Annotated in this window: 23 protein-coding genes; 9 read left to right on the forward strand and 14 right to left on the reverse strand. The window is 64.3% G+C overall.

Annotation, left to right across the window (positions count from 1 at the left end; genetic code table 11):
* Nucleotides 1-3: 3 nt before the first annotated feature.
* Nucleotides 4-651: a PepSY-associated TM helix domain-containing protein gene (locus HH213_RS03285; RefSeq protein ID WP_169110729.1), complete on the reverse strand. Its 648-nt coding sequence runs from the start codon at nt 649-651 to the stop codon at nt 4-6.
* A 151-nt stretch (nt 652-802) separates the two neighbouring features.
* On the opposite strand from HH213_RS03285, the gene HH213_RS03290 reads away from it, so the two are divergent.
* Nucleotides 803-1,300, forward strand: coding sequence for a pyridoxamine 5'-phosphate oxidase family protein (locus HH213_RS03290; protein WP_169110731.1), 498 nt, complete (start codon nt 803-805; stop codon nt 1,298-1,300).
* 68 nt (nt 1,301-1,368) lie between these two features.
* Here HH213_RS03290 and HH213_RS03295 read toward each other — a convergent pair whose 3' ends face one another.
* From HH213_RS03295 to HH213_RS03320, 6 genes are all read right to left on the reverse strand, one after another.
* Entirely contained in the window at nt 1,369-1,695 is a 327-nt protein-coding gene (locus tag HH213_RS03295) for a KGG domain-containing protein (RefSeq protein ID WP_169110733.1), read from the reverse strand.
* Between the two features lie 113 nt (nt 1,696-1,808).
* Nucleotides 1,809-2,450 (reverse strand): ligase-associated DNA damage response endonuclease PdeM, encoded by a 642-nt coding sequence (gene pdeM / locus HH213_RS03300; protein WP_169110735.1) that lies wholly within the window; start codon nt 2,448-2,450, stop codon nt 1,809-1,811.
* The gene (locus tag HH213_RS03305) at nt 2,447-4,945 is read right to left on the reverse strand and encodes a ligase-associated DNA damage response DEXH box helicase (RefSeq protein ID WP_169110737.1); all 2,499 of its coding nucleotides are present in this window, start codon (nt 4,943-4,945) and stop codon (nt 2,447-2,449) included. Before HH213_RS03305 ends, pdeM begins: the two co-directional genes overlap by 4 nt.
* Nucleotides 4,942-6,561 (reverse strand): ATP-dependent DNA ligase, encoded by a 1,620-nt coding sequence (locus tag HH213_RS03310; protein ID WP_110844561.1) that lies wholly within the window; start codon nt 6,559-6,561, stop codon nt 4,942-4,944. The genes HH213_RS03305 and HH213_RS03310 overlap by 4 nt, the downstream gene beginning before the upstream one ends.
* Nucleotides 6,554-7,690 carry a ligase-associated DNA damage response exonuclease gene (locus tag HH213_RS03315; protein ID WP_169110739.1) on the reverse strand — a complete coding sequence of 379 codons (1,137 nt, stop codon included), beginning with the start codon at nt 7,688-7,690 and terminating at the stop codon, nt 6,554-6,556. Before HH213_RS03315 ends, HH213_RS03310 begins: the two co-directional genes overlap by 8 nt.
* 76 nt (nt 7,691-7,766) lie before the next feature.
* Complete coding sequence (locus HH213_RS03320) at nt 7,767-7,949, reverse strand: hypothetical protein (RefSeq protein ID WP_169110741.1); 183 nt, start codon at nt 7,947-7,949, stop codon at nt 7,767-7,769.
* Between the two features lie 167 nt (nt 7,950-8,116).
* Here HH213_RS03320 and msrC point away from each other — a divergent pair, with 167 nt between their 5' ends.
* Nucleotides 8,117-8,623 (forward strand): free L-methionine (R)-S-oxide reductase MsrC, encoded by a 507-nt coding sequence (msrC, locus tag HH213_RS03325; RefSeq protein ID WP_169110743.1) that lies wholly within the window; start codon nt 8,117-8,119, stop codon nt 8,621-8,623.
* On the opposite strand, the gene HH213_RS03330 is transcribed toward msrC, so the two are convergent.
* The 6 genes from HH213_RS03330 to HH213_RS03355 form a co-directional block, all read right to left on the reverse strand.
* Nucleotides 8,620-9,843: an RNA polymerase sigma factor gene (locus HH213_RS03330; protein ID WP_169110745.1), complete on the reverse strand. Its 1,224-nt coding sequence runs from the start codon at nt 9,841-9,843 to the stop codon at nt 8,620-8,622. The genes msrC and HH213_RS03330 overlap by 4 nt on opposite strands.
* 31 nt (nt 9,844-9,874) lie before the next feature.
* A complete protein-coding gene (locus HH213_RS03335; protein WP_169110747.1) occupies nt 9,875-10,687 on the reverse strand; it encodes a YciI family protein in 813 nt (270 codons plus the stop codon).
* Between the two features lie 36 nt (nt 10,688-10,723).
* A complete protein-coding gene (locus tag HH213_RS03340; RefSeq protein ID WP_169110749.1) occupies nt 10,724-11,137 on the reverse strand; it encodes a YciI family protein in 414 nt (137 codons plus the stop codon).
* 10 nt (nt 11,138-11,147) lie between these two features.
* The gene (locus HH213_RS03345; RefSeq protein WP_169110751.1) at nt 11,148-11,588 is read right to left on the reverse strand and encodes a VOC family protein; all 441 of its coding nucleotides are present in this window, start codon (nt 11,586-11,588) and stop codon (nt 11,148-11,150) included.
* Between the two features lie 76 nt (nt 11,589-11,664).
* The gene (locus HH213_RS03350) at nt 11,665-13,092 is read right to left on the reverse strand and encodes a heavy metal sensor histidine kinase (RefSeq protein ID WP_169110753.1); all 1,428 of its coding nucleotides are present in this window, start codon (nt 13,090-13,092) and stop codon (nt 11,665-11,667) included.
* Entirely contained in the window at nt 13,089-13,760 is a 672-nt protein-coding gene (locus HH213_RS03355; RefSeq protein ID WP_110844568.1) for a heavy metal response regulator transcription factor, read from the reverse strand. Before HH213_RS03355 ends, HH213_RS03350 begins: the two co-directional genes overlap by 4 nt.
* A gap of 127 nt (nt 13,761-13,887) precedes the next feature.
* Between HH213_RS03355 and HH213_RS03360 the strand changes: the two genes are divergently transcribed.
* From HH213_RS03360 to HH213_RS03375, 4 genes are all read left to right on the forward strand, one after another.
* Nucleotides 13,888-14,214 carry a CzcE family metal-binding protein gene (locus HH213_RS03360; protein WP_169110754.1) on the forward strand — a complete coding sequence of 109 codons (327 nt, stop codon included), beginning with the start codon at nt 13,888-13,890 and terminating at the stop codon, nt 14,212-14,214.
* Nucleotides 14,215-14,218: 4 nt separating this feature from the next.
* Entirely contained in the window at nt 14,219-14,635 is a 417-nt protein-coding gene (locus HH213_RS03365) for a DUF305 domain-containing protein (protein ID WP_229263267.1), read from the forward strand.
* Nucleotides 14,632-15,978, forward strand: coding sequence for a YncE family protein (locus HH213_RS03370; RefSeq protein WP_169110756.1), 1,347 nt, complete (start codon nt 14,632-14,634; stop codon nt 15,976-15,978). Before HH213_RS03365 ends, HH213_RS03370 begins: the two co-directional genes overlap by 4 nt.
* 102 nt (nt 15,979-16,080) lie before the next feature.
* Nucleotides 16,081-16,962 (forward strand): cyclase family protein, encoded by an 882-nt coding sequence (locus HH213_RS03375; RefSeq protein WP_169110759.1) that lies wholly within the window; start codon nt 16,081-16,083, stop codon nt 16,960-16,962.
* A gap of 3 nt (nt 16,963-16,965) precedes the next feature.
* Here HH213_RS03375 and HH213_RS03380 read toward each other — a convergent pair whose 3' ends face one another.
* On the reverse strand, nt 16,966-17,700 hold the full coding sequence (locus HH213_RS03380; protein ID WP_169110761.1) for an alpha/beta fold hydrolase: 735 nt from the start codon (nt 17,698-17,700) through the stop codon (nt 16,966-16,968).
* A 397-nt stretch (nt 17,701-18,097) separates the two neighbouring features.
* Between HH213_RS03380 and HH213_RS03385 the strand changes: the two genes are divergently transcribed.
* From HH213_RS03385 to HH213_RS03395, 3 genes are read left to right on the forward strand one after another with little or no spacing between them, the layout of a single operon-like run.
* Nucleotides 18,098-21,268 (forward strand): efflux RND transporter permease subunit, encoded by a 3,171-nt coding sequence (locus HH213_RS03385; RefSeq protein ID WP_229263438.1) that lies wholly within the window; start codon nt 18,098-18,100, stop codon nt 21,266-21,268.
* The gene (locus tag HH213_RS03390; RefSeq protein ID WP_169110765.1) at nt 21,258-22,412 is read left to right on the forward strand and encodes an efflux RND transporter periplasmic adaptor subunit; all 1,155 of its coding nucleotides are present in this window, start codon (nt 21,258-21,260) and stop codon (nt 22,410-22,412) included. Before HH213_RS03385 ends, HH213_RS03390 begins: the two co-directional genes overlap by 11 nt.
* The gene (locus HH213_RS03395; protein ID WP_229263268.1) at nt 22,409-23,830 is read left to right on the forward strand and encodes an efflux transporter outer membrane subunit; all 1,422 of its coding nucleotides are present in this window, start codon (nt 22,409-22,411) and stop codon (nt 23,828-23,830) included. The genes HH213_RS03390 and HH213_RS03395 overlap by 4 nt, the downstream gene beginning before the upstream one ends.
* The last annotated feature ends 31 nt before the right edge of the window (nt 23,831-23,861 follow it).

The following is a 23,861-nucleotide window of genomic DNA, read 5'->3' on the forward strand; positions in this document are numbered from 1 at the left end:
GGATTAATGGATAAACAGCAGTGCAATTACGATGGGAATCAGCACGCCCAGGCCCACCATCGGCCAGGTGAACGGCCGATTCGCCGCATGGAACTTCAAAATCAATAAACCGGTGATGCAGAACACCAGGCACAGCACGGCGAAGATGTCGATGAACCAGTTCCACGCCGGACCGGTGTTGCGGCCCTTGTGGACGTCGTTCAGCCACGAGATCCAGCCGCGGTCGGTATTTTCGAATTCGGCCGCGCCGTCTTCCAGGCCGATGCGCACCCAGGCGTCGCCGCCGGCCTTGGGCATCGGCAGATAGACTTCGTCGCTGGCCCACTCGGCATTGCGGCCGCCCGGCTGCACCTTGAATGTGTCCTTCAGCCATTGCTCAACCGGCGCCGGCAGCGGCTCCTTGGCGCCGTCGTGCTGCTCGGCATAGCTGCGCAGCTGGGTCGTCAGCGGCGCCGGCAACTGCGCCTGCTGGCGGGTGATGACCGGCTTGGCCTCGATCTGCGACGCGTGGTTCAGCGTGATGCCGGTGACCGAAAACAGGAACATGCAGAGCAGACACATGGCCGAACTGATCCAATGCCACTGGTGCAACTGCTTCAGCCAGACGGCGCGGCTGGCATTGCGGGCGGAACTGGCGCCTTGTACGCTCACGGGAATTCCCTCGACGAAAAACATAAATGATAATGATTATCATTTGATGGGTCAAGCCGATTGTGTATCTGCTATGTAAAGTTGCGCACATTGTGTGGGCGGCAAGCGGGTTAAGGTGAACGCAACGACATCTTTATCATGGAGGCGCATCATGCCGCTCTATTCGCAGGAACAAATCAACACCATCGCCGCCAAGATCAAGCATGTGAAGTTCGGCATGTTCACCACGGTGGATGGCGATAACGTGCTGAGCAGCCGTCCGCTGACCACGCAGCAGATGGATAACGAGGGCAATATGTGGTTCTTCACCTCGGACGAGGCGGCATTCACGCACGATCTGGCGCAGCATCCGGAGGTGAATGTGAGTTTTTCCAATCCGGACGAGCAGTTATACCTGTCGGTGACCGGGCAGGCGTATTTGCTGAAGGACCGGGCCAAGGCGCGGGAATTGTGGAGTCCGCTGGTGCGGGCATGGTTCCCCGGTGGTCTGGATGACCCGCATCTGGCCATGATACGGGTCCGCATCCAGACCGCCGAGTACTGGGACGCCAGCGCCAGCAAGATGAAGCAGCTGGTGCAGCTAGCCAAAGCGGCCGTCACCGGCCGCACGGCGGTGGATATGGGCAAGCATTACACGATCTGTTTGTAACCCAACACCAAGGGGTCTGACCCCGCGGGGTCAGACCCTGGCATCGCGGTGTAAGGGGGGCAAGCGCGCTATTTCGATCGGCTGCCGCCCCGCCCGCCCTTGCTGTTATCCTGCTCCATATTCTCGCCTTCGTCCTCCTCCTCCTCCTCCTCGGGCTTGGCGCTACCCTTGTTGCCCGGGTTGGCGCTCTGCTTGCTGCGTCCCGGATCGTTCTTGTGACTCATCGCGCCGGCCTTGCGCGCCTCCTCCGATGTGAACTCATGCGCCGTGCCTTTTTCATGCGCGGCGCGACCGCCTTCCGCAGCGATTTCGCGCTGCTGTTCCGGGTCCATGGAAGCGAACCCGCGTTTGCTGGTGTTGTCGCTTTGCTTGTTACCTTTGTCATTGGTTGCCATGATCATCTCCTGAGATAAAACTCCTGCGTGCAGCACAGGAGCAGTCATCCTAGTTCACGTCCAATGCACCCAACGTAGGACGCCGGCAATAGCCGATGTAGGAGCGTTCCGCATCAAGGAATCGACAACACCGCCTCGCCGCTGCTGACGTACATGCGCTCGTCCGGCTGCGCCATCACCGGATGGCCGCCGGTGAACGCGCCAAACGACGGCAGCACCATGCGCTGCGGCCCCACCAGGAAGCACGGCAGCAACAACGACTCCCAGCCCGAACGCAGCCGGTATACCGGATGCACATGCCCCGCCAGCACATACGACGGCACCAGCACGTCCGGGTGATGGCAAAACGCGAACGGCCCGATCACATGCGGCTCGTCCACCATCTCAATCTCCAGCTCCGCCGGCGGATCGCCCGCATGCGCATCATGGTTGCCGCGCACCACGGTCAGACGCAGGTCGGGATGGCGCTGGCGCCAGGCCAGCATCGCCGCCAGCGTGGCCGGCGCATGGGCCGCCCGCGCATGCAGGAAGTCGCCGAGGAACATGACGTGGCGCACATCGTACTGCGCCAGCAGCGCATCCAGCCCCAGCAGATTGGCACTGGTGGTGCCCGCAGGCACCGGCACGCCCAAGGCGCGGAACGAGGCGGCCTTGCCAAAGTGAATGTCGGCGATGATCAGCATGCCCTCGCGCGGCCAATAGGCGGCCTTTTGCGGCAACAGCAGCAGTTGTTCATTGGCCAGGGTCAGCATCATGGTCCAGCAGCCTTTTCGAGTTCGCGTACCAGACGGGCGACGCGGTCCGACAGTTTTTCTGTCGATAGTTTTTCACGGAAGCGCTCGACCATCAAGGCGAACCCGAATGGCGTGGCGCGTTTGATCGCATGGAACTGCACCCGGCGCGCCTGCAATTCCAGTAGTGTGGCGCGCAGTCGGCCCAGTTCCAGTTCCTGCTCCAACACTTCGCGCTGGGCCTGGGTCAGCAATAGATTGCCGGCGTCATGCTGGCGGAAGACCGCAAAGAACAGGGACGACGACGCCTGCAACTGGCGCGCGCTCTTGCCCTGTCCCGGATAGCCCTGGAACACCAGGCCGGCAATGCGGGCAATTTCGCGGAAGCGGCGTTGTGACATTTCGGTGGCGTTGAGGCTGGCCAGCACGTCTTCCAGCAGATGCTCGGTGCTGAACAGATCGACATCGGCGCCGTGGGCGGCGTCCAGCAACGGCGCCCAGTCCAGTTCCTGCGCGGACAGCAGCTCGAAGCCATAGTCGTTGACGGCAATCGAAAACGTTACCGGCGTCATGCGGCCGACGCGGTACGCCAGCAGCGACGCCAGCCCGACGTGCACCGAGCGCCCGGCAAACGGAAACATGAACAGATGACGGCCCTCGCGGCTGTGCATGGTTTCGATGACGGTGGCGTCCGGCGTCGGCAGCGACGACCAGCGCTGCTGGATCTCCAGCAAGGGTTTGAGTGCCTGCATTTCCGGCCCCTCGTAGCGCTCCAGCGTGGCGAGCCGCAATTGCTCCAGCGCCGCATGCGCCAGCTCGGACGACATCGGCATGCGACCGCCCTGCCAGCGCGGCACCGCCCCCTTGGCGCCGGTGGCGCGCCGCACGTAAGCGGTCATCTCGTGCAGCCGCACAAATTCCAGGATGCGGCCGGCGAACAGGAAATGGTCGCCCTTGCGCAAGCGGGCGATGAACGATTCCTCCACGCTGCCGAGCCGTCCGCCGCTGACGTATTTCACTTGCAGCGACGAATCGGAAACAATGGTGCCGATACCCATGCGGTGGCGGCGACCGATCGCCGCGTCGGGCACGCGATAGACGCCCTGCTCGTCCGGCAGCACGCGGCGGTATTCGGGATACGCCGTCAGCGTCTGGCCACCGCGTGCCACGAAGTCCAGCGCCCATTGCCACTCCTCATCGCTCAGGTGGCGGAACGACCAGGCGCTGCGCACTTCGGCCAGCAACTCATCCGGCCGGAAACCACCACCCAGCGCGATGGTCACCAAATGCTGCACCAGCACGTCCAGCGGCTTGTCCGGCACCGGCCGCGCTTCGATGTCGCGCGCGGCGACGGCGTGGATGGCGCCGGCCGCTTCCAGCAATTCCATGCTTTGCGTTGGCACCAGCGTCAGGCGCGAGATGCGGCCGGGCGCGTGCCCACTGCGGCCGGCGCGCTGCAACAACCGGGCGATACCTTTGGCGCTGCCGATTTGCAGCACGCGCTCCACCGGCAAAAAGTCGACGCCCAGGTCAAGGCTGGAAGTGCACACCACGGCTTTCAGCTGGCCCTGCTTGAGGCCCTGCTCCACCCACTCGCGCACTTCCTTGTCCAGCGAGCCGTGATGCAGTGCGATCAGCCCAGCCCAGTCGGGACGCGCGTCCAACATGTGCTGATACCACAGCTCGGCCTGCGAGCGGGTGTTGGTGAACACCAGCGTGGTGGACGCCTGTTCGATTTCGCGTATCACCGGCTGCAACATCTGCACGCCCAGGTGGCCGCCCCAAGGGAAGCGCGACGGATTTTCAGGAATCAGCGTATCCACCAGCAGCTCTTTGCTGACATGGCCTTCGATGATGACGCCTTCCGGCATCAGCACATCGCGCGCCCGTTCCAGATTGCCGAGCGTGGCCGATAAGCCCCACACCAGCAGCGACGGATTCCACTGCCGCAAGCGCGCCAGCGCCAGCTGGGTCTGCACGCCGCGCTTGTTACCCATCAGCTCGTGCCATTCGTCGATGATGATCATTTGCAGCTGCTTGAAGCGGTCGGCGGCGTCCGGATGGCTCAGCAGCAGCGTCAGGCTTTCCGGCGTGGTGATCAGCGCATCGGGCAGGCGCTTGTTCTGGCGCGCACGTTGGGCCGAGCTGGTATCGCCGGTGCGGGCTTCCACTTGCCAGTCGGGAGCGGCGTCCTGCAAGGCGCGCAAGGTGTCGGCGGCCAGTGCGCGCATCGGCGTGATCCACAGCACGCGCAGGCCGGTCTTTGGCGTGCTGCGCGCCGTGTCGCTGGCATCGGCAGGCATGCGGCGCGTGCGAGAACGCAGGGCGTTGGCGCGGCCAAGCAAGCGCTCACCATAACCGGCGCGCTGCAAGGCGGCGAACCACACAGCATAGGTCTTGCCGGAACCGGTGGTGGCGTGCAGCAGGCCGGAGCGGCCTTCGGCGGCGGCTTCCCATACGGCGCGCTGGAACGGGAACACCGTCCAGCCGCGCGCGGCGAACCAGGCTTCCGCCTTCATGACGCCACAAGCAGGCTTTTGAGTGACTCCAGCGTGTCGGCCTCGTCCACGGATTTATCTTCGCGCCGCCGCAGGATGCGCGGAAAGCGCACGGCGATGCCGGATTTGTGGCGCGGCGAACTGGCGATGCCTTCAAAGCCGATTTCAAACACCATGCTCGGCGTCACGCTGCGCACCGGTCCGAATTTCTCGATGGTGGTCTTGCGGATCGCCTGGTCCACCTGCGCAATCTCCACATCCGTCAGGCCGGAATAGGCTTTGGCGAACGGCACCAGGTTGCGTTCCTGATCCCACACGGCGAAGGTGTAGTCGGTGTACAGGGAAGCGCGGCGGCCGTGCCCAGCCTGCGCGTAGATCAGCACCGCATCCACACTGTAGGGATCGATCTTCCACTTCCACCAGGTGCCGACGCTCTTGGTGCGGCCGACGCCGTAGCGCGCATCGACCGCCTTCAGCATCATGCCCTCGACGCCGCGCTCGCGCGATTCGGCGCGGATCTCGGCCAGGTGCTCCCAGCTGTCCGCCACGATCAACGGCGCCAGCCTCAGCTGCGGCGTCCCTTGCAAACTGCCGATCAGTTGTTCCAGCAGCATTCGCCGCTCGGCTTGCGGCAGGTCGCGCAGATCGCGGCCGTCCAGTTCCAGCAGGTCATAGGCCACCATCACGGCGGGCAATTCGCCCAGCAGGCGCGCCGACACTTGTTTGCGGCCCATGCGTTTTTGCAGGTCGGCGAACGGCGCCGGTGCGGTGCCGCCGTGCCAGATCAGGATTTCGCCGTCCAGCACCACGCCGTCCGGCAGGCGCAGCGCCGCCAGTTCGGGGAAGCGTTCGGTGATCAGGTCTTCGCCGCGCGACCATAGCCAGTTCTTGCCTTCGCGCCGCACCAGTTGCGCGCGCATGCCATCGTATTTCCATTCGACTTGCCAGTTGGCCAGGTCGCCCAGTGTGGATGGCTCCCGTTCCAGCTGGTGCGCCAGGAAGAATGGGTATGGCTGGCCGCCCCGCTGCGCCAGTTCTTCCGGCGCGTGGGCGGCCGTCAACTGCTTGAACCCGGCGGCGGTTGGGCTGACGCTGCCGTCGGTCCAGCCCATCAGGCGCTGGGCGATCAGTTTGCTGTCGAGGCCGGCGATGGCGCTCAGCGCGCGCGTCACCAGCAAGCGCGAGACGCCGACGCGGAAACCGCCGCCGATCAGCTTTGTCAGCAGGAAGCGTTCGCGGGTGTCGAGCTGGTCCCAGTAGGTGAACAATGCTGTCCGCACGGTTTCCGGCGGTGCGCCGCGCAAGGGCGCGATGCCGAGTTCGATCCAGTCGGCCAGGCCGATTTCGCTTGGGTGGGTCGGCGGCGGCAGCACCAGGGCGATGGTTTCGGCCAGATCGCCAACCGAGTGGTAACACTCGTCGAACAGCCATTCGTCGAGACCGGCGTATTCCATCGCGTACTGGCGCAGCAGCTTGGTCGGCACCGCCTGGCGCGGTTTGCCACCGGCGAGAAAGTAAACGGCCCAGGCGGCGTCTTGCGGCGCGGCAGTGGTGAAATAGGTTTGCAGCGCCGCCAACTTGCGGGTGGTGGACGTGGTCTCGTCCAATTCGGCGTACAGGCGGGCGAAGTCACGCATGCTCCGCTCCTTCGGCAGCCGGGAATGCAGGGAGGCCGGGGCCAGCCGCAGCAGCCGAGTCGCCAGCGCGGGCGGCGACGGCGGCCGGGGCCGCGGCGCCATCGGCAGGCGCTGCGGCGCTGTCAGCAGTCGCAGCATCGTCGGCCTCATCGTCGCCATATTCGGTATCGAAGCCGCTGGCCTGCAAGCCTTGCGCCTGTAGCCAGCGCACCAGCACCGCAATCGAGCCGTGCGTCACGATCACGCGCTGCGCGCCGGTGGCGCCGATCGCCTCCAGCAAACCCGGCCAGTCGGCATGATCGGACAGCACAAAGCCACGATCGACACCCCGCCGGCGACGGGCGCCGCGCAGCTGCATCCAGCCGCTGGCAAAGGCATCGCTGTAATCGCCAAAGCGCTTGATCCAGGGTGAGCCGGCAGCCGACGGCGGCGCCAACACAATCGACCTGCTGATCTCGCTCTTGGGCACATCAGCCACCATCACAGTCGACGGCAACCACACGCCCTCATCGCGATACACCTGGTTCAAGGTCTGCACCGCACCATGGCAGATGATCGGCCCATTAGAAGGATCCAGCCCGCTCAACAGCCGCTGCGCCTTGCCAAAGCTATAGCCCAGCAGCACACTGGCGCGGCCCTGCGCCGCATTGGCCGCCCACCATTGGTTGACGTCCTCAAAGATTTGCTGCTCCGGCTGCCAGCGGTAAATCGGCAGGCCGAAGGTCGATTCGGTGATGAAGGTATCGCAGCGCACCGGCTCGAACGGCGTGCAGGTGCGGTCCGCCTCGACCTTGTAATCGCCCGACGCCACCCACACCTCGCCCCGATAGTCCATGCGCACCTGGGCCGATCCCAGCACATGGCCGGCCGGATGCAGCGACACCGTCACGCCGTTATGCACCACCTGCTCGCCATACGCCAGCCCGGTGATATTGATCGGCCCCAGCCGCGACTTCATCACATTTACGCCCGGCGCTGCCGTCAGATAATGCTGATGACCGCCGCGCGCATGGTCGCCGTGCGCATGGGTGATGACGGCACGCTCCACCGGCCGCCACGGGTCGATGTAAAACTGGCCGGGCACGCAATACAGCCCTTCCTTGCGGACGATCACCATATCTGCGGACATAAACGGCTTTCATTTTCTGAAGATAGCCGATTGTCACGCCCGGCTGCGCTCCCGTCTGTGAGAGAACGCACCGAGGCTAGAGGGTATCGATCACTTCCGCCATAAAGGCAATGTTATCGTCTTCCTCATATACGATATGCACGCGCTCCTCGCCGACCATCAGCAAGGCGTCGATATCGATAGTGGGCGGCGGTGGCGACTCAACGTGTTTTGGCTTGTTGTGACGCGGCGGCTCAGCGTTCTTTTTTCTGGTGGACATATTTACCCCGCTTGGTGAATGACGCGCTGCCCACCAGAGTATCCTGCACACGGCCGTTCCGCTATCAGATACTGCCTACAAAAAGGGTAGGAAGTCTTCGTAATTTGGCCGGATCGGCTACCATAGAGGCCTCGGCGCGCCTGCGCTTATTTTCAGAACAACACATCATGACCTTCACCCTCAGCGACAACGCTTACGGCACCGACAGCGCCGACGCCAAAAATGCCATGTACAACGACCTGCGCCCACAGCTGCAAGGCCTGCTGCACGGCGAGACCGATTTGATCGCCAACACCGCCAATTTCAGCTCGCTGGTATTCAACACCATGCCGGGCCTGAACTGGGCCGGCTTCTACTTCCTCAAAGGCGATGAACTGGTGCTCGGCCCGTTCCAGGGCAAGCCGGCCTGCATCCGCATCAAGAAAGGCCGTGGCGTCTGCGGCACCACCGTGGTGGAAGGCAAAGCCATCGTCGTGCCGGACGTGCACGCCTTCCCGGGCCACATCGCCTGCGACGTCAATTCGCGTTCGGAGCTGGTGGTGCCGGTGCGCGGCCCGGACGGCGCCATCGTCGGCGTGTTCGACCTCGATAGCCCGCTGCCGAACCGCTTCGACCAAACCGACGCCGACGGCATCGAAGCGCTGATCAAGCTGCTGGAAGCCACGCTGGCTTAATGCGCCTGGGCGCGCGCCAGCAGCAGCTGGCGTTCGCGCTCGTTCTGTGTCAGCGACGCGGCGCGGCCGAACTCCAGGCGCGCTTCGTCGTGACGTCCCAGCTTGGCCAGCAAGTCGCCACGCACGCTGGGCAGCAAATGGTAGTACTTCAACGCCGGCGCTGCCAGCAAACCATCTACCACCTCCAGTCCCGCCTGCGGACCGTACGCCATCGACAGCGCCACAGCGCGATTCAACTCGACGATTGGGGACGGCGACAACTGCGCCAGAGCGTCATACAGCGCGGCGATTCGCGGCCAGTCGGTATCCTGCGCCTGCCGGGCGCGCGCGTGACAGGCGGCGATGGCGGCCTGCAGCCCGTACGGCCCGAGGCCACGGCCGCTGCGTTCGGCGCGTGCCAGCGCCGCCAGTCCGCGCCGGATCAGCAACTGATCCCAGCGCGCGCGATCCTGTTCCAGCAACAGAATCGGCTCCCCGGCCGGCCCTACGCGGGCGCGGGCGCGCGAGGACTGGATTTCCATCAGCGCCACCAGCCCGTGCACTTCCGCTTCGTCCGGCTGCAAGCCGGCCAGCACGCGCCCCAGCCGCAACGCTTCCTCGCACAGCGCGGGCCGCATCCAGTCGGCGCCGGCGCTGGCGGAATAGCCTTCGTTGTAGATCAGGTAGATCACTTGCAGCACCGACGCCAGCCGCTCGTGCAGCTCATGCGCGCGCGGCGGCTCGAACGGCACCTTGGCCTCGGCCAGCGTGCGCTTGGCGCGCACAATACGCTGCGCCACGGTCTTTTCCGGCACCAGGAAGGCGCGGGCGATTTCCTCGGTGCTCAAACCGCCCAGCATGCGCAAGGTCAGCGCAACGCGGCCATCGGTCGGCAGAACCGGATGACAGGCCACAAACACCAGCCGCAGCACATCGTCGCCAATGTCGTTTTCCAGCGCCTCGGCCACCGCGTGCTCCAGATCGGGCGCGGCGTCTTGCAGCAGCTGGTCGATTTCATAGCTCAGTTGCGGTTCTTTTTCGTGATGCAGCTGGCGGCGGCGCAGCGCGTCCAGCGCGCGGTTCTTGGCGACGGTGGTCAGCCAGGCGGCCGGCTGTTCCGGCACGCCGCTGTCCGGCCAGCGCTCCAGCGCCAGCACCAGTGCGTCCTGCGCCAGTTCCTCGGCCTGGCCGACGTCGCGCAGCATGCGCGCCAACACGGCGATGATTTTGGCGGACTCCATCCGCCATACCGCTTCAACGATTTTGTGAACGTCAGCCGCCACGGGCCGCTTTACTGAATGCGTTGCGCAGCCCCGCTTCCAGCAATTCGGCGCGCAGGCGTTCTTCCGCCTTGACCATCTCCGGCGTGAACTCCTGGCGGTCGATGCGTTCGCAGGCCTCGCGGATTTCCAGCGTGATCTCGCCCGGCTGCGGATAGGGATAAGTCTTGGCCCAGGCAATCGCTTCCTCGAGCGAGGCGGCCTGGATCATCCAGTAGCCGGCGATCAGCTCCTTCACTTCGGTGAACGGGCCGTCCACCACCGAAGTGCGCGAGTTGGCGTAGTGGACGCGGGCGGCGGTGTCCGTTCCCTTCAGTCCTTCGCCGGCCAGCAGCACGCCCTGCTGCACGCCGCTTTCATTAAACGCGTTCATCACATCGATGACTTCCGGCGGCGGTTCGGCGTTGGCTTCCGCATACACGTCCGAACGCAGGAAAATCACATAGCGCTTCAACGCTTCATTGCGCTTTGGAATAGTGCCGGCCGCCGTGCCGCGCTCATCGAAGCCGACGCAGTTCCCGGGGCAGCCGGCGTCGCGGATTTCATACACTGCGCCGCTGTCGAACAAGGGCCACCAGCGCACCTGTTCGACGATGTCCTCGCGCGACGCCGCCTCCAGCAGCACGAAGCCGGCGATCAGCTCCTTCGGCGGAAACGGGCCTTTCAGCTCGCCCCATTCGCCGTCACGGCGCTGCAAGCGCACCGCCTCCACGCTGGGGCGCAGGAAAATGCCCGGCTCCAGCGCTGGCGGTTGTATCCCTCGTTCCGTGCTTTGATTGGCGCGGCGCAGTACCATGAATTCCATTACATCGAGCTCCCGATTGACTTAGGCATTAAGGTATCACAGGCGCGCCCGTAAAGCCTCCTCCTGGGCCACCACTTCCGGCGTGGCGGCGTCGCCAAAGTCGCTCATTTCATACACTTGACGGATTTCGATGTCCGACGGCACATCGAATGGATTCGGACAGCGCTTCATCCACTCAATCGCCTCTTCCTTCGATTTCACCTGGATCAGCCAGAAACCGGCGATCAACTCCTTGGTCTCGGAGAACGGGCCGTCGGTCACGGTGCGGCTGGCGCCGTCGAAATGGATGCGCGCGCCTCTGGCGGTCGGATGCAGGCCCTCGCCCGCCAGCAGCACGCCGGCGTTGACCAGTTCCTCGTTGAACTTGCCCATGGCGGTCATCAGCTCGGTGCTGGGCAGCTTGCCCGCTTCGGAGTCGGCGGTGGCTTTTACAATGATCATGAATCGCATGCGGCGCTCCTTACTGACATTCGGACTGCTGTTTCATCGCTTCCATCATCTCGGCCGGCGTCATGTCCTTGATGTGGGTGGCGATGGACCAGTGATGGCCGAACGGATCGGTGACCTGCCCGTAGCGGTCGTCCCAGAACATATCGGCCGGCGCCATGCGCACCGAGGCGCCGGCGTCCACCGCCTGCTGGAACGAGGCGTCCACGTCCGGCACAACCATATGCAGCGTGACCGGGCTGCCTTTCAGCGCCTTCGGCCCGAGACCGCCGTATTCGGGGAAGTCATCGGCCAGCATGATGGTGGAGTTGCCGATGGTGAGGGCGGCATGCATGATGCGGCCGTTATCGCCAGGCATGCGCATCTGCTCGACGGCGTTGAAGGCTTTTTTATAGAACTCGATAGCGTCGGCGGCGCCTTCGCATACCAGGTGTGGAATCACGGTGGTGGTCATGATGGTCTCCTTGGGTTGACGAGTAAGTCACTCTACCCCTACGACGCACCAGCAACACACAAATCGACACGATTTTTTAACTATTTTGAGCTTTTTTGAACAGCAGGAAAAACGTGGTGCTGGCGCCCGGCTGACTGTCCACGGAAATCTTTCCGCCATGTAAATTCATGATGGCGCGGACGATGGACAGGCCCAGTCCGGCCGAATGGGCTTGGTCCGAGCGCGCCTGGTCGGCCCGGTAGTAGCGGTCAAAGATATGCGGCAAATGCTCGGGCGCGATGCCGGGGCCGGTGTTGCTGACCGCCAGTTGCACGCCCTCTTCCACCGCGCGCGCCGACAGGTGCACTTCGCCGCCGGCCGGCGTGTAGCGGATCGCATTCGACACCAGGTTATTGACGGCGCGCTGCAACAGTACCGGGTCGATCTCGGCGCGCAGCGGCTCGGCTTCGACGGTCAGGCGAACGCCGCCGTCATCGGCCAGGATCTCGAAATACTCGTGGATGCGCTGCAATTCCACCTGCAAGTCCAGCGACTCGCGCCGCAGCGCCAGCTGAGCGTTGTCGACCCGCGCCAGAAAGAGCGTGTTTTCGATCATGCGCGCCAGCCGCTCGTATTCCTCGGAGTTTGACGCCAGCAGCGCCTGGTATTCCTCCGGCGTGCGCGGGCGCGACAGCGCCACCTGGGTTTCCACCATCAGCGTGTTGACCGGCGTGCGCATGTCGTGCGCCAGGTCAGCGGCAAAGCCGGACAATCGCTGCACGCCGTCCTCCAACCGGTCCAGCATGGCGTTGAAGGCTTCGCCCATCTGCCGCAACTCGGCCGGCGCGTCCTCTACCGACAAGCGCGTGTTCAGGCGGCTGGCGTTGATGTCCCCGGCCTTGGCAATCACCGAGCGGAATTGCCGCATGCTGTAACGCACCACCGCATAGCCCAGCGCGGTCGCCAGCAAAGCGCCGCCACACAGCGCCACCAGCAGATCGGCGACATAGGCGCGCAGCAGCTGCAAACGGTCCGACCGTTCCCGCGCGAGCGTGATCTGCACCGGTTCACCAGCGTCGCCGGCGGTCGGGTTGACGCCCACCAGCCCGGTGGCGCGCACCATGCGGCCGCGTCCCATGGCCGGCTGCCAGTCGTGCACATCGTCCATGGTCAGCGCGCGTTGCGCCGGCACGCTGGCCACTGTCGGCAGCGGCCGCGAGGTGACCGAGGTCTGCACCAGTTGCTTGCCGTCGGCGCCGTTCACCTTCAGCATGAAGTCGTTGTGGCCATACAGCGTGTCGGTCAGCGGCCGGGCGTTGCGCACCATGGCCGACACCGACGGCAGCTCGGCCAGCACGCGGCGGATCTGGCCGACCTTGGCGATCAGCTCGACGTCGTCGCGGTAGGCCATCTGCCGCTGCAAGGTGTGATACAGGTAGGCGCCAACGGCCAGAAAGGTCGCCACCGCCACCGCCGACAGCAGCAAGGCCACGCGCAATGTCAGCGACAGCGGACGGCGCTTCACGAGCGCGCTTCCAGGAGATAGCCCATACCGCGCACCGTCTGCACCAGTTTGAGCGGATACGGGTCGTCCAGTTTGACGCGCAGGCGGCGGATCGCCACGTCCACCACATTGGTGTCGGAGTCGAAATTCATGTCCCACACCATGGAAGCGATCTGCGTGCGCGACAGCACCTCGCCCTGGCGCTTGGCCAGCAGGTGCAGCAAGGCAAATTCCTTGGCGGTCAGCTCGATGCGCTGGCCGCCGCGCGACACGCGCCGTCGCAACACGTCGATTTCGAGGTCCGCCACGCGGATGACTTCCGCCTCGCGCACCGGGCCGCGCCGCATCAGCGTTTTGACGCGCGCCAGAAACTCGGCAAACGCAAACGGCTTGACCAGGTAATCGTCGGCGCCCAGCTCCAGCCCCTTGACGCGGTCGGCCACGTCGTCGCGGGCGGTGAGGAACAGCACCGGCGTTTCCTTGCGTTCACGCAGCCTGGCCAGCACCTGCCAGCCGTCCATCTGCGGCAGCATCACGTCCAGCACGATCAAGTCGTAATCGATCTCCAGCGCCAATGACAGGCCGTCGACGCCGTTGCGCGCCAGGTCGGCCACGTAGCCCGATTCCTGCAGGCCCTTGACCAGATAGTCGCCCGCTTTGGGCTCGTCTTCAACAATAAGTATTTTCATGATGGCTGCATTCTCGGCTGTTTGCGCCGCCGTGGGGATTACAAATCTGTCATTTGAGCGTCATCTTCCTGTCAGTGCCCATTGCTTAGACTGGCTACATCTTCACTTCACCCCGAAAGGAAACATCATGTTCAACGCTCTGCGCACCACCATCATCGCCGCCACCTTGTTCACCGGCGCCGCCCACGCTGTGGTCAATCCGAATCCGCAGTTCGGCATGGCCGAAAGCAACGCCAGCGCCGACCGCCAGGTGACCATCAACGCCAACACCAAATCGGTCAACGTCAACAACGGCGACACCGTGGCCTTCAACGTCAATGGCAAGACCTTCACCTGGCATTTTGACACGCTGCACGCCGAAGAAGCCTTCAGCCTGGCCAAAATCGCCCCGGCCGGTATCGATCTCGGCAACGTGACGGTCTACGTCGGCAGCAACCCGCTGTACCGAGGCTAAGCTGGTGCGCGCCGCCCTCATCGCCGGCCTGGCCGCGCTGTCGCTCACAGCGGCAGCGGCCAGCGCGCAGGAGCACCACCATCATGGCGAGGCCGCATCGACGCCCCCGGCGTCGGCAGCGCCGCCCGTCTTCGTCGCCAGCAGCGCCAAGCCGTTCAGCGCGCTGATGGACGACGCCATGGCCGTCATGGACGCCGGCATGCGCCAGGCGCCGATGAACGGCAATCCCGACCACGACTTCGTCACCATGATGATGCCCCATCACCAGGGTGCTGTCGACATGGCAAAAGCAGTGCTGCTATCGACCAAAGATCCCGAGATCCGCAACCTGGCGCTGGGCATCATCGCCGAGCAGCAGGTCGAAATCCAGGTCATGCAGGCCTGGCTAGACCACCATCCCACCAAGGAGACCACCAAATGAAGCAACTCGCATTCGCCGCCGCCATCGGCATGGCCCTGAGCGTCCACGCCGAAGCCGCCATCTCGCCGCTGGACCGGGTCTACACGGCCGACCAGAATACCAATACCGTGTCCGTCTTCAGCCCGGCGTCCAACAAGCTGCTGGGCCAGATCAAACTGGGCAACCAGCGGCCTGACGTGCTGTCGCCGCTGTACAAAGGCGAGATCAATGTGCACGGCCTGGGGTTTTCGCCGGACCACAAGACGCTGATTGCGATTTCCAACGGCTCCAACTCGGTTACGTTTATCGACACCGCCACCAACAAGGTCAAAGGTAAAACCTACGTCGGCCGCTCGCCGCATGAAGGTTTCTTTAGCGCCGATGGCAAGGAAGTGTGGGTAGTGGTGCGCGGCGAGGACTATATTTCGGTGATCGATCCGGTGACCTTCAAGGAAACCCACCGCATCCAGACCGAACTGGGACCGGGCATGGTGCAATTCCATCCGGATGGCAAGCTGGCGTTTGCCGTTTCCAGCTTTACGCCGACCGTCGACATCATCGACGTGGCGACGCACACCATCATCAAACGCATCAATGTGGTCAGCCCGTTCTCGCCCTTCCTGCAATTTACCCCCGACTACAGCGAAATCTGGATGACGCACAAGGACGTCGGCAAAGTCACGCGCATCAGCACCAAGACGCTGGAAGTGACCGGCGTGATCGATACCGGCTTCATCACCAACCACCTGGCGTTTGCCAAGGTCGGCGGCGAAGTGCGCGCGTATGTGACGATCGGCGGCGAAAACGTGGTCAAGGTGTACAGCACCGGCCCGCAAGCGAAACTGCTGGCCACCATTCCGACCGGCGCCCTGCCGCACGGCGCCTGGACCTCGGACGACAACAGCCGGGTCTACATCGGCCTGGAAAACGGCGACGGCGTACAAGTGATCGACACCGCCACCAATAAAGTGATTGCCACCATGGGCGGCGGGCAGGCGCCGCAGGCGCTGGTCTATCTGTCGAACGTGGCGCCATCGGCCACCGACGCGTCCAACCTGGTGCCGCGCGTGAATCAGGATTCGGCGAATATCCAGCTCAAACCGGTCGCCGGCGAAGCCAAGGGCTTTGTGGTGGTGCGCAGCCTGGGCGTGGTGGAATCGATCGAGGCCTTCCTGTACAAGCTCAAGCCGGATACGCAATATGACGTCTATGCGGGCAACGGCGCGGCGCCGGTTGGCAGTTTCCGCACCAACGCCATGGGCATAGCCAACGGCACCATGATCGGCCCGGGCCACGCCGATGGCGCCATCACCGTCAAGCAGGCCGGCGGCGCCACCGTGCTGACCTCCCTATTCCATAAGTAAGAGGATTATTGAGCCTGGCTCAAATCTCTTTTTACCGTGCGGTGCTTGCCGCTTCTTACCGTGCCACTGAGACTGGGGCTCCCCCCCATCTCAGGAGACACAATGCAAAACAAGCCAAGCTGGTATCCGTCGCGCTTTGGCGCGGCAGATGAAATCGGCGCCGCCAACCTCATTACCCCGGAACGGGTGCTGAAGGCGGCGGCGCTGATCAAGACGGGCCGCACCTATCCGCTGGCGGTGCCGGTCAGCAAAGACCTGCCGGCCTTCCGCCACCGCAGCTTCAAACTGTACAACATTCAGCCGGGCGAACAAGCCGGCAAAACCACGGGGCCGAACCAGTTCACCTTCAATGACGAACTGGCGGTGGCGTGGACCGGTGTCGGCACGCAACTCAACGGCATCGGCCATATCGGCATCAACCATGTGTATTACAACGGCAACCACGCCACCGACTTCGTCACCGTGGAAGGGGTCAAAAAGCTGGGCGTGGAAAAAGTGCCGCCGCTGGTGGCGCGCGGCGTGGTGCTGGATATGACCGTGCATTTCGGCGTGGCTATCGTGCCGGGCGGCACCACCATCACGGTGGCCGATATTGAAGCCACGCTGGCGCGCCAGGGCGTTCAGATCGAGGCCGGCGACGTGGTGCTGTTCAATACCGGCTGGCTGGAGCTAATCGGCAAGGACGACAAGCAATTCCTGGAAGTGGAGCCGGGCATCGACATCGAGGCGGCGAAATGGCTGGCCGAGCGTGATATCGTCGCTTTCGGCGGCGACACCTGGGCCTCGGAGGTGTATCCGAACCCGACCGGCGAGGAATTCCCGGTCAACCAGTTCATGCTGGCGCAGCGCGGCATCTACAACCTGGAACTGATCGACACCCGGGCGCTGCTGCGCGACGGCATCTTTGAATTTCTGTTTGTGCTGGGCCAGCCGCTGTATGTCGGCTCGACCCAGGTCAACATCAATCCGGTCGCGATTGCCTGAGCGTTATTTGGCGGCTTCCAGGATCAGATTAGCGATCTCGTCCGCGTGCGAAATCATAGACAGGTGGCTGGACGCCAGCTCGATGGTCCTGGCACCCATGCGCTTGGCCAGGAAACGCTCCAGGTCCGGCGAGGTGGTGCGGTCGTTGGTGGATACCGCGTAATAAGTCGGCTTGACCTTCCACGCCGCCTGCGTGGTGCGGGCGCTGAACAGGGTCTGCGAGATGCGGCCCTGGCCGGCATACAGCACGCGCGCGCGCGCCGGGTCCAGATCGCCGCCGAAGTCGCGCACAAACGCCTCCTCGCTCAGTTGCGCGAAGCCGTCCGGCGATTTCACCAGACCGGCACTGGCCGGCGGCGCCGGGAACTTTGCCGCCAGCGCGCCGTAATCCTCACCGGCATCCGGCGCCCGCGCCGCCACATACACCAGCGCCTTGACCTTCGGATCGACGCCGGTCTCGCTGATCACCGTACCGGCCCACGAATGGCCCACCAGCACCACCGGCCCGTCCTGCAGCGCCAGCACGCGGCGGGTGGCGTCGGCGTCATCCGTCAGCGAGGTCAGCGGGTTCTGCACGGCGGTGACGTGCTTGCCGGCTTGCTGCAATTTGGCGATCACGTCATTCCAGCACGAGCCGTCGGCGTACGCGCCATGCACTAACACGATATTATTCACTTCTGCGGAAGCGGCGCCGGAGAACAAGGCGGCGAAGGCGCCGGCCAGTAACAGCTTTTTCATGATGGTTTCCTTCAGTGATGGGAATGAAACCAGTATAAAAATCCCTCCCTGACGGCAAGGTGACAGCTGGATTACAAACAGATTACATTCCGCACTGGAATACAGCGTATCCGCCGATTGATACATGCCAGAAACAATTCTTAAGTCAACTATAACGATTAAGACGATAAAATTATTCACTAATGTAGCACTTGTTAGCATCCCTGCTGCATAAGCGCAGCATCATCAGCATCACCTTGGCATTGATTAGCCTGGCTCATAAGGTCATGCGATTCCGCCGCATTATTCAAAATGCTGCACCGCGCTATATTGTCCGGTCAGTCTGTCCCTGGGGGTAATTTGTGTGTTAATTGAAATCGTCCGCGTGGCGCTCCGGCGTCCCTATACATTTGTGGTCATGGCCTTGCTGCTGCTGATCATCGGTCCGCTGGCAGCGATGCGCACGCCGACCGACATCTTCCCCGACATCCGGATTCCGGTGATCGCGGTCGCATGGCAGTACACCGGCCAGCCGCCCGACCAGATGGCTGGCCGCGTCTCGACCCTGTTCCAGCGCGCGCTGACCACCACGGTCAACGACATTGAACACATCGAGGCCAACACCTTCACCGGCGTGTCGATCGTCAAGATCTTCTTCCAGCCAGGCGTCAACGTGGCGGTGGCCAATGCCCAGGTAACGGCAATCTCGCAGGCGCTGCTGAAGCAAATGCCGGCCGGTATTACCCCGCCGCTGATCATTAACTACAATGCGGCCACCGTGCCGATTCTGCAAGTGGCGCTGTCGGGCAAAGGCCTGACGGAACAGCAGCTGTCCGACCTGGGCACCAACACCGTGCGCACGCCGCTCGTCAGCGTGCCCGGCGCGGCAATTCCGCTGCCGTACGGCGGCAAGCAGCGCCAGGTGCAGATCGACGTCGATCCGGCGCTGTTGCAGGCGCGCGGCCTGTCGGCGCAGGACATCGCCAACGCGCTGGCCGCCCAGAACGTGCTGACCCCGGTCGGCACGCAGAAAATCGATTCGCTCGAATACACCATCCAGCTCAATAGCGCGCCAACGGCCATCGCCGACCTGGCCCGCCTGCCGGTAAAAGTGGTCAACGGCACCACCATCTACCTGGGCGACATCGCCAACGTCCACGACGGCAATGCGCCGCAAACCAACGTGGTGCACGTCGACGGCAGCCGCTCGGTGCTGATGTCGGTGCTGAAGAATGGTTCGACCTCGACGCTGGCAATTGTTGACGGCATCCGCAACAAGATCGACACGCTGAAATCCGGCTGGCCGGAAGCGCTGAAAGTCACACCGATCAATGACCAGTCCGTGTTCGTGCGCGCTGCCATCAAAGGCGTGGCCTCGGAAGGCGTGATCGCCGCTGCGTTGACCAGCCTGATGATCCTGCTGTTCCTCGGAAGCTGGCGCTCGACGATTATTATTGCGGTATCGATTCCGCTGTCGATTCTCGGCTCCATCATCGCCCTGTCGGCCATCGGCGAATCGCTCAACCTGATGACCCTGGGCGGCCTGGCGCTGGCCGTGGGTATCCTGGTCGATGATGCGACCGTCACCATCGAAAACATCAACTGGCACCTGGAACAAGGCAAGCCGGTTGAAACCTCGATCATGGACGGCGCGGCGCAGATCGCCACCCCGGCTTTCGTCTCGCTGCTGTGTATCTGTATCGTGTTCGTGCCGATGTTCTTCCTGGACGGCGTGTCGCGCTTCCTGTTCGTGCCGATGGCCGAGGCGGTGATCTTCGCAATGATCTTCTCGTTCCTGCTGTCGCGTACCCTGGTGCCGACCATGGCCAACTACCTGCTGAAGGCGCACGATACCGGCGAAGGCCATGCCCACGGCCACCACGGCGCGGCCACCCTGCCGCCATCGCGCAATCCACTGGTCAACTTCCAGCGCGCCTTCGAAGCCCGCTTCGAGCGCCTGCGCGCCGGTTACTACGGCATCCTGGAATCGGCCATCGGCAGCCGTCCGAAGTTCATCATCGGCTTCATGGTGGTGGTGTTGGCGTCGTTTGCACTGGTGCCTTTCCTGGGCAGTAACTTCTTCCCATCGGTCGACTCCGGTCAAGTGCTGCTGCACGTGCGCGTGCCGGTCGGCACCCGGATCGAGGAAACCGCAGCCCGCTTCGCCCACATCGAGCAAGCCATCCGCCGCGTGATCCCGTCCAAGGAAATCGTCACCCTGACCGACAACATCGGCATGCCGGCCAGCTCGATCAATATGGTGTACAACAACACCGGCATGATGGGCACCCAGGACGGCGACTTCCAGATCGCGCTGGGCGAGGATCATGCGCCGACCGCCGAGTACGTGCGCAAGCTGCGCAAGGTGCTGCCGGAAGAATTCCCGGACACCACGTTCTCGTTCCCGCCAGCCGACATCGTCGGCCAGATCCTGAACTTCGGTTCGCCGGCGCCGATCGATATCCAGATCCGCGGCGCCAAGATCGATGACAACTACGTCTACGCTGACAAGCTGCTGAAACGCATTCGCGCCATCAAGGGCGTGGCCGACGCCCGCATCCAGCAGTCGAACAAGGCGCCGGTGTTCAACGTCGACCTCGACCGTACCCAGGCGCAGCAGCTGGGCCTGAACACGCGCGACATCACCAACAGCATGGTGGTCAACCTGGCCGGTTCGTCGCAGGTAGCGCCGACCTTCTGGCTCAATCCCGCCAACGGCGTCAGCTATCCGATCGTCATGCAGACCCCGCAACCGCAGCTGGATTCGCTGACCGCGCTGGCCAACCTGCCGGTCGGTAACGGCACCTCCACCGGCACCGCTACCTTAGGCGGCGTCGCCCGCTTCCAGCGCGGCACCGCGTCGGCGCTGGTCAGCCAGTACGATATTTCGCCGATGGTGCAGATCTACGCCACCACCCAGGACCGTGACCTCGGCGCCGTCGCCAAGGACATCAACAAGGTGCTGGAAGAAACCAAGGCCGAACTGCCGAAAGGTTCGTCGGCGCAGATGCTGGGCCAGGTGAAAACCATGGACCGCGCCTTCTCCGGCCTGCTGTTCGGCCTGCTGGGCGCCGTGGTGCTGATTTACTTCCTGATCGTGGTCAACTTCCAGTCGTGGCTGGACCCGGCCGTGATCGTCTCGGCGCTGCCGGCCGCCCTGGCCGGTATCGTCTGGATGCTGTTCGCCACCAATACCACGCTGTCGGTGCCGGCGCTGACCGGGGCCATCATGTGTATGGGTGTGGCCACCGCCAACTCGGTGCTGGTGATCTCGTTTGCCCGTGAACGGCTGGAAGAACTGGGCGACGCCACCGCCGCCGCGCTGGAAGCCGGCTCGGTCCGCTTCCGTCCGGTGCTGATGACGGCGCTGTCGATGATCATCGGCATGCTGCCGATGGCCCTGGGCCTGGGCGATGGCGGCGAGCAGAATGCGCCGCTGGGCCGCGCCGTGATCGGCGGCCTGATCTTCGCGACCACCGCCACGCTGCTGTTCGTGCCGGTTGTGTTCAGCCTGGTGCATCGGAAGCATGCGCCGAAATCCCAATCCAACGACCAACCTATTTCCGGAGCACCTGTCCATGCAAACTAAAACTACTCGTATGGGTCACAAGCCGCTGGCCCTGGGTCTGATCGTGCTTGCCGTCGCCCTGGTGGCGGCCGGCGTGATAAGCCGCCGCTCGGTCGCCGAGCAAGTCAACGAAGCCAGCGCACCGCTGGTGCCGATGGTTAGCGTGCTGGCCGTCAAGCCGATCAGCGGCGCGCCGCTGGAACTGCCGGCCCGCATCGAAGCGTGGCAACGCGCACCGATCTATGCCCGCGTCAGCGGCTACCTGAAAAGCTGGAGCGTCGACATCGGCGCGCCGGTCAAGGCCGGCCAGCAACTGGCCGACATCGAAACGCCCGACCTCGACCAGCAACTGCTGCAAGCCAAGGCCGAACTGGCCAGCGCGCGCAGCAACCTGACGCTGGCCGCCAGCACCGCCAAGCGCTGGCAGGGTCTGCTGACGGCGGACGCCGTGTCGCGCCAGGAAGCGGACGAGAAAGCCGGCGACCTGGCCGCCAAGCAGGCCGCCGTCAGCGCCATGCAGGCCAATGTCGACCGCGTGCAATCGCTGCAGCGCTACACCCGCCTGGTGGCGCCGTTCGACGGCGTGGTGACCACCCGCAACACCGATGTCGGCGCGCTGATCAGCGTCGGCGGTGCGCCGGGCACGGAACTGTTCGTGGTGTCCGACATCAGCCGCCTGCGCGTCTACGTCAACGTGCCGCAACGCCAGATCGCCGCCATCAAGGTCGGCGACAAGGCCGAGCTGACCGTGCCGGAACGTCCGGGCAAGACCTTCGTCGCCACCGTGCAGTCGCTGTCGCAGTCGATCAATGTCAGTTCCGGCGCCATGCTGGTGCAGCTGAGCGTGCAGAACGACAGCCACGACCTGCTGCCGGGCGGTTACGCCTCGCTGCACTTCGACGCGCCGCTGACCAGCAACGCGCTGAGCATCCCGCCAAGCGCGCTGATCTTCAACAAGGCCGGCACCCAGGTCGCGACGCTGGGCAAGGATAACCATGTGGTAGTGAAAACCATCACCGTTGGCCGCGACCTCGGCAATGTGCTGGAAATCGCCTCCGGCCTCGATAGCAACGACCAGGTGATCGCCAATCCGCCGGACGGCGTCGCCACCGGCGATGTGGTCCGCGTTGCCGCCGCTGCTACTAACTCCAAGGCCAAGCTGTGAAGATCTTTAATCCCGCTCCCCTCGCTTTGGCCGTGACGCTGGCGTTGGCCTTGAGCGCCTGCGCCGACGCTCCGGTTCAGGCTCCGCCGGCGGTGCCGCTGGCCGACGCTTTCCGCGACCTGCCGCCCGGCTGGGCCGACGCCAACGCCAAGGCGCCGCAACTGCCCGCCGACTGGTGGAAAATGTACGGCGACCAGCAACTCGACCAGCTGCAACAACAGCTGCTGGATAACAGCCCCGACCTGGCCAGCGCGCTGGCGCGCTACCTGCAGGCGCAGGCCGCCACCAATACGCTGCGGGCGGCGCAATCGCCGACCCTGGGCGCCTCGCTCAACGGCCAGCGCGACCGCCAGTCCGACCTCAAGCCGCTGCGCGGCGCCACCTCGCCGGCTGAATACAACAGCGGCACGCTGCAATTCGATCTCGGCTACGAAGTCGACCTGTGGGGCCGCATCAGCAAGCAGGTCAGCGCTGGCGTGGCGCAGGAACGCGCCGCCAATGCCGATCTGGCAGCGGCCCGCCTGTCGCTGCAAATCCAGCTGGCCGACACGCTGCTGGCCCTGCGCGGCGCCGATGCCGACCTCAAGCTGCTGCGCGAAACCGAAGTGGCCTACCAGCGCCAGGCCGACCTGATCAACCGCCGGCATGAAGGCGGCAGCGCCTCCGGCCTGGACCTGGCCCGCGCCGAGACCCAGCTGGAATCGACCCGCTCGCTGCTGCGTCAGCGCCAGGCCCAGCGCAATGTGCAGGAACACGCGATCGCCGCACTGGTCGGCGCCAACGCCGCCAGCTTCACGCTGGCGCCGAACGACGTCAGCTTCGTGACGCCGGCGCTGCCGGTCGGCCTGCCGTCGCAATTGCTGCAACGCCGTCCCGACATCGCCGCAGCGGCGCTGCGCGTGGCGGCCGCCAGCGACCAGGTCGGCGTGGCGCGCACCGCGCTGTTCCCGTCGCTGACGCTGAACGCGTCGGGTGGTTTCCAGTCGAGCGACTTCGGCCGCTTTGCCCAGGCTTCCAACCTGTTCTGGGCAGTCGGTCCGTCGCTGGCCGTCAGCCTGCTGGATGGCGGCCGCCGCAAGGCGCAGATCGCCAATGCCGAGGCACAGCTGGATGAAGCCGGCGCGCGCTACCGTTCGGTGGTGCTGACCGCCTTCCAGCAGGTCGAAGACCAGCTGTCGCTGCTGACCAACTACGACGAAGCGTCCAAGTCCGACCATCTGGCCGCCACCGCCGCCCAGCGCGCGCTGGACCTGGCCAAGAAGCGTTACGACGAAGGCGCGGCCAGCTACCTGGAAGTGGTGACGGCGCAAACCGCCTACCTGCAATCGGCGCGCAGCGAACTGGACCTGACCACCCGCTACCGCCAGGCCGGCGTGCAGCTGGTCAAGGCCATCGGCGGCGGCTGGACCGCAGGTTAAGCGGGATCTGGCTAGCGGGGCAGGCAGAATC

The organism is Duganella dendranthematis, from assembly GCF_012849375.1.
Lineage (GTDB): Bacteria > Pseudomonadota > Gammaproteobacteria > Burkholderiales > Burkholderiaceae_D > Rugamonas > Rugamonas dendranthematis.

Excerpts from the sequence above, each read along its gene's own strand:
- HH213_RS03290 (WP_169110731.1), top strand. The coding sequence starts at position 803 with ATGCCGCTCTATTCGCAGGAACAAATCAACACCATCGCCGCCAAGATC.
- HH213_RS03295 (WP_169110733.1), bottom strand. The coding sequence starts at position 1,695 with ATGGCAACCAATGACAAAGGTAACAAGCAAAGCGACAACACCAGCAAA.
- pdeM (WP_169110735.1), bottom strand. The coding sequence starts at position 2,450 with ATGATGCTGACCCTGGCCAATGAACAACTGCTGCTGTTGCCGCAAAAG.
- HH213_RS03305 (WP_169110737.1), bottom strand. The coding sequence starts at position 4,945 with ATGAAGGCGGAAGCCTGGTTCGCCGCGCGCGGCTGGACGGTGTTCCCG.
- HH213_RS03310 (WP_110844561.1), bottom strand. The coding sequence starts at position 6,561 with ATGCGTGACTTCGCCCGCCTGTACGCCGAATTGGACGAGACCACGTCC.
- HH213_RS03315 (WP_169110739.1), bottom strand. The coding sequence starts at position 7,690 with ATGTCCGCAGATATGGTGATCGTCCGCAAGGAAGGGCTGTATTGCGTG.
- HH213_RS03320 (WP_169110741.1), bottom strand. The coding sequence starts at position 7,949 with ATGTCCACCAGAAAAAAGAACGCTGAGCCGCCGCGTCACAACAAGCCA.
- msrC (WP_169110743.1), top strand. The coding sequence starts at position 8,117 with ATGACCTTCACCCTCAGCGACAACGCTTACGGCACCGACAGCGCCGAC.
- HH213_RS03330 (WP_169110745.1), bottom strand. The coding sequence starts at position 9,843 with ATGGAGTCCGCCAAAATCATCGCCGTGTTGGCGCGCATGCTGCGCGAC.
- HH213_RS03335 (WP_169110747.1), bottom strand. The coding sequence starts at position 10,687 with ATGGAATTCATGGTACTGCGCCGCGCCAATCAAAGCACGGAACGAGGG.
- HH213_RS03340 (WP_169110749.1), bottom strand. The coding sequence starts at position 11,137 with ATGCGATTCATGATCATTGTAAAAGCCACCGCCGACTCCGAAGCGGGC.
- HH213_RS03345 (WP_169110751.1), bottom strand. The coding sequence starts at position 11,588 with ATGACCACCACCGTGATTCCACACCTGGTATGCGAAGGCGCCGCCGAC.
- HH213_RS03355 (WP_110844568.1), bottom strand. The coding sequence starts at position 13,760 with ATGAAAATACTTATTGTTGAAGACGAGCCCAAAGCGGGCGACTATCTG.
- HH213_RS03360 (WP_169110754.1), top strand. The coding sequence starts at position 13,888 with ATGTTCAACGCTCTGCGCACCACCATCATCGCCGCCACCTTGTTCACC.
- HH213_RS03370 (WP_169110756.1), top strand. The coding sequence starts at position 14,632 with ATGAAGCAACTCGCATTCGCCGCCGCCATCGGCATGGCCCTGAGCGTC.
- HH213_RS03375 (WP_169110759.1), top strand. The coding sequence starts at position 16,081 with ATGCAAAACAAGCCAAGCTGGTATCCGTCGCGCTTTGGCGCGGCAGAT.
- HH213_RS03380 (WP_169110761.1), bottom strand. The coding sequence starts at position 17,700 with ATGAAAAAGCTGTTACTGGCCGGCGCCTTCGCCGCCTTGTTCTCCGGC.
- HH213_RS03385 (WP_229263438.1), top strand. The coding sequence starts at position 18,098 with ATGGCCTTGCTGCTGCTGATCATCGGTCCGCTGGCAGCGATGCGCACG.
- HH213_RS03390 (WP_169110765.1), top strand. The coding sequence starts at position 21,258 with ATGCAAACTAAAACTACTCGTATGGGTCACAAGCCGCTGGCCCTGGGT.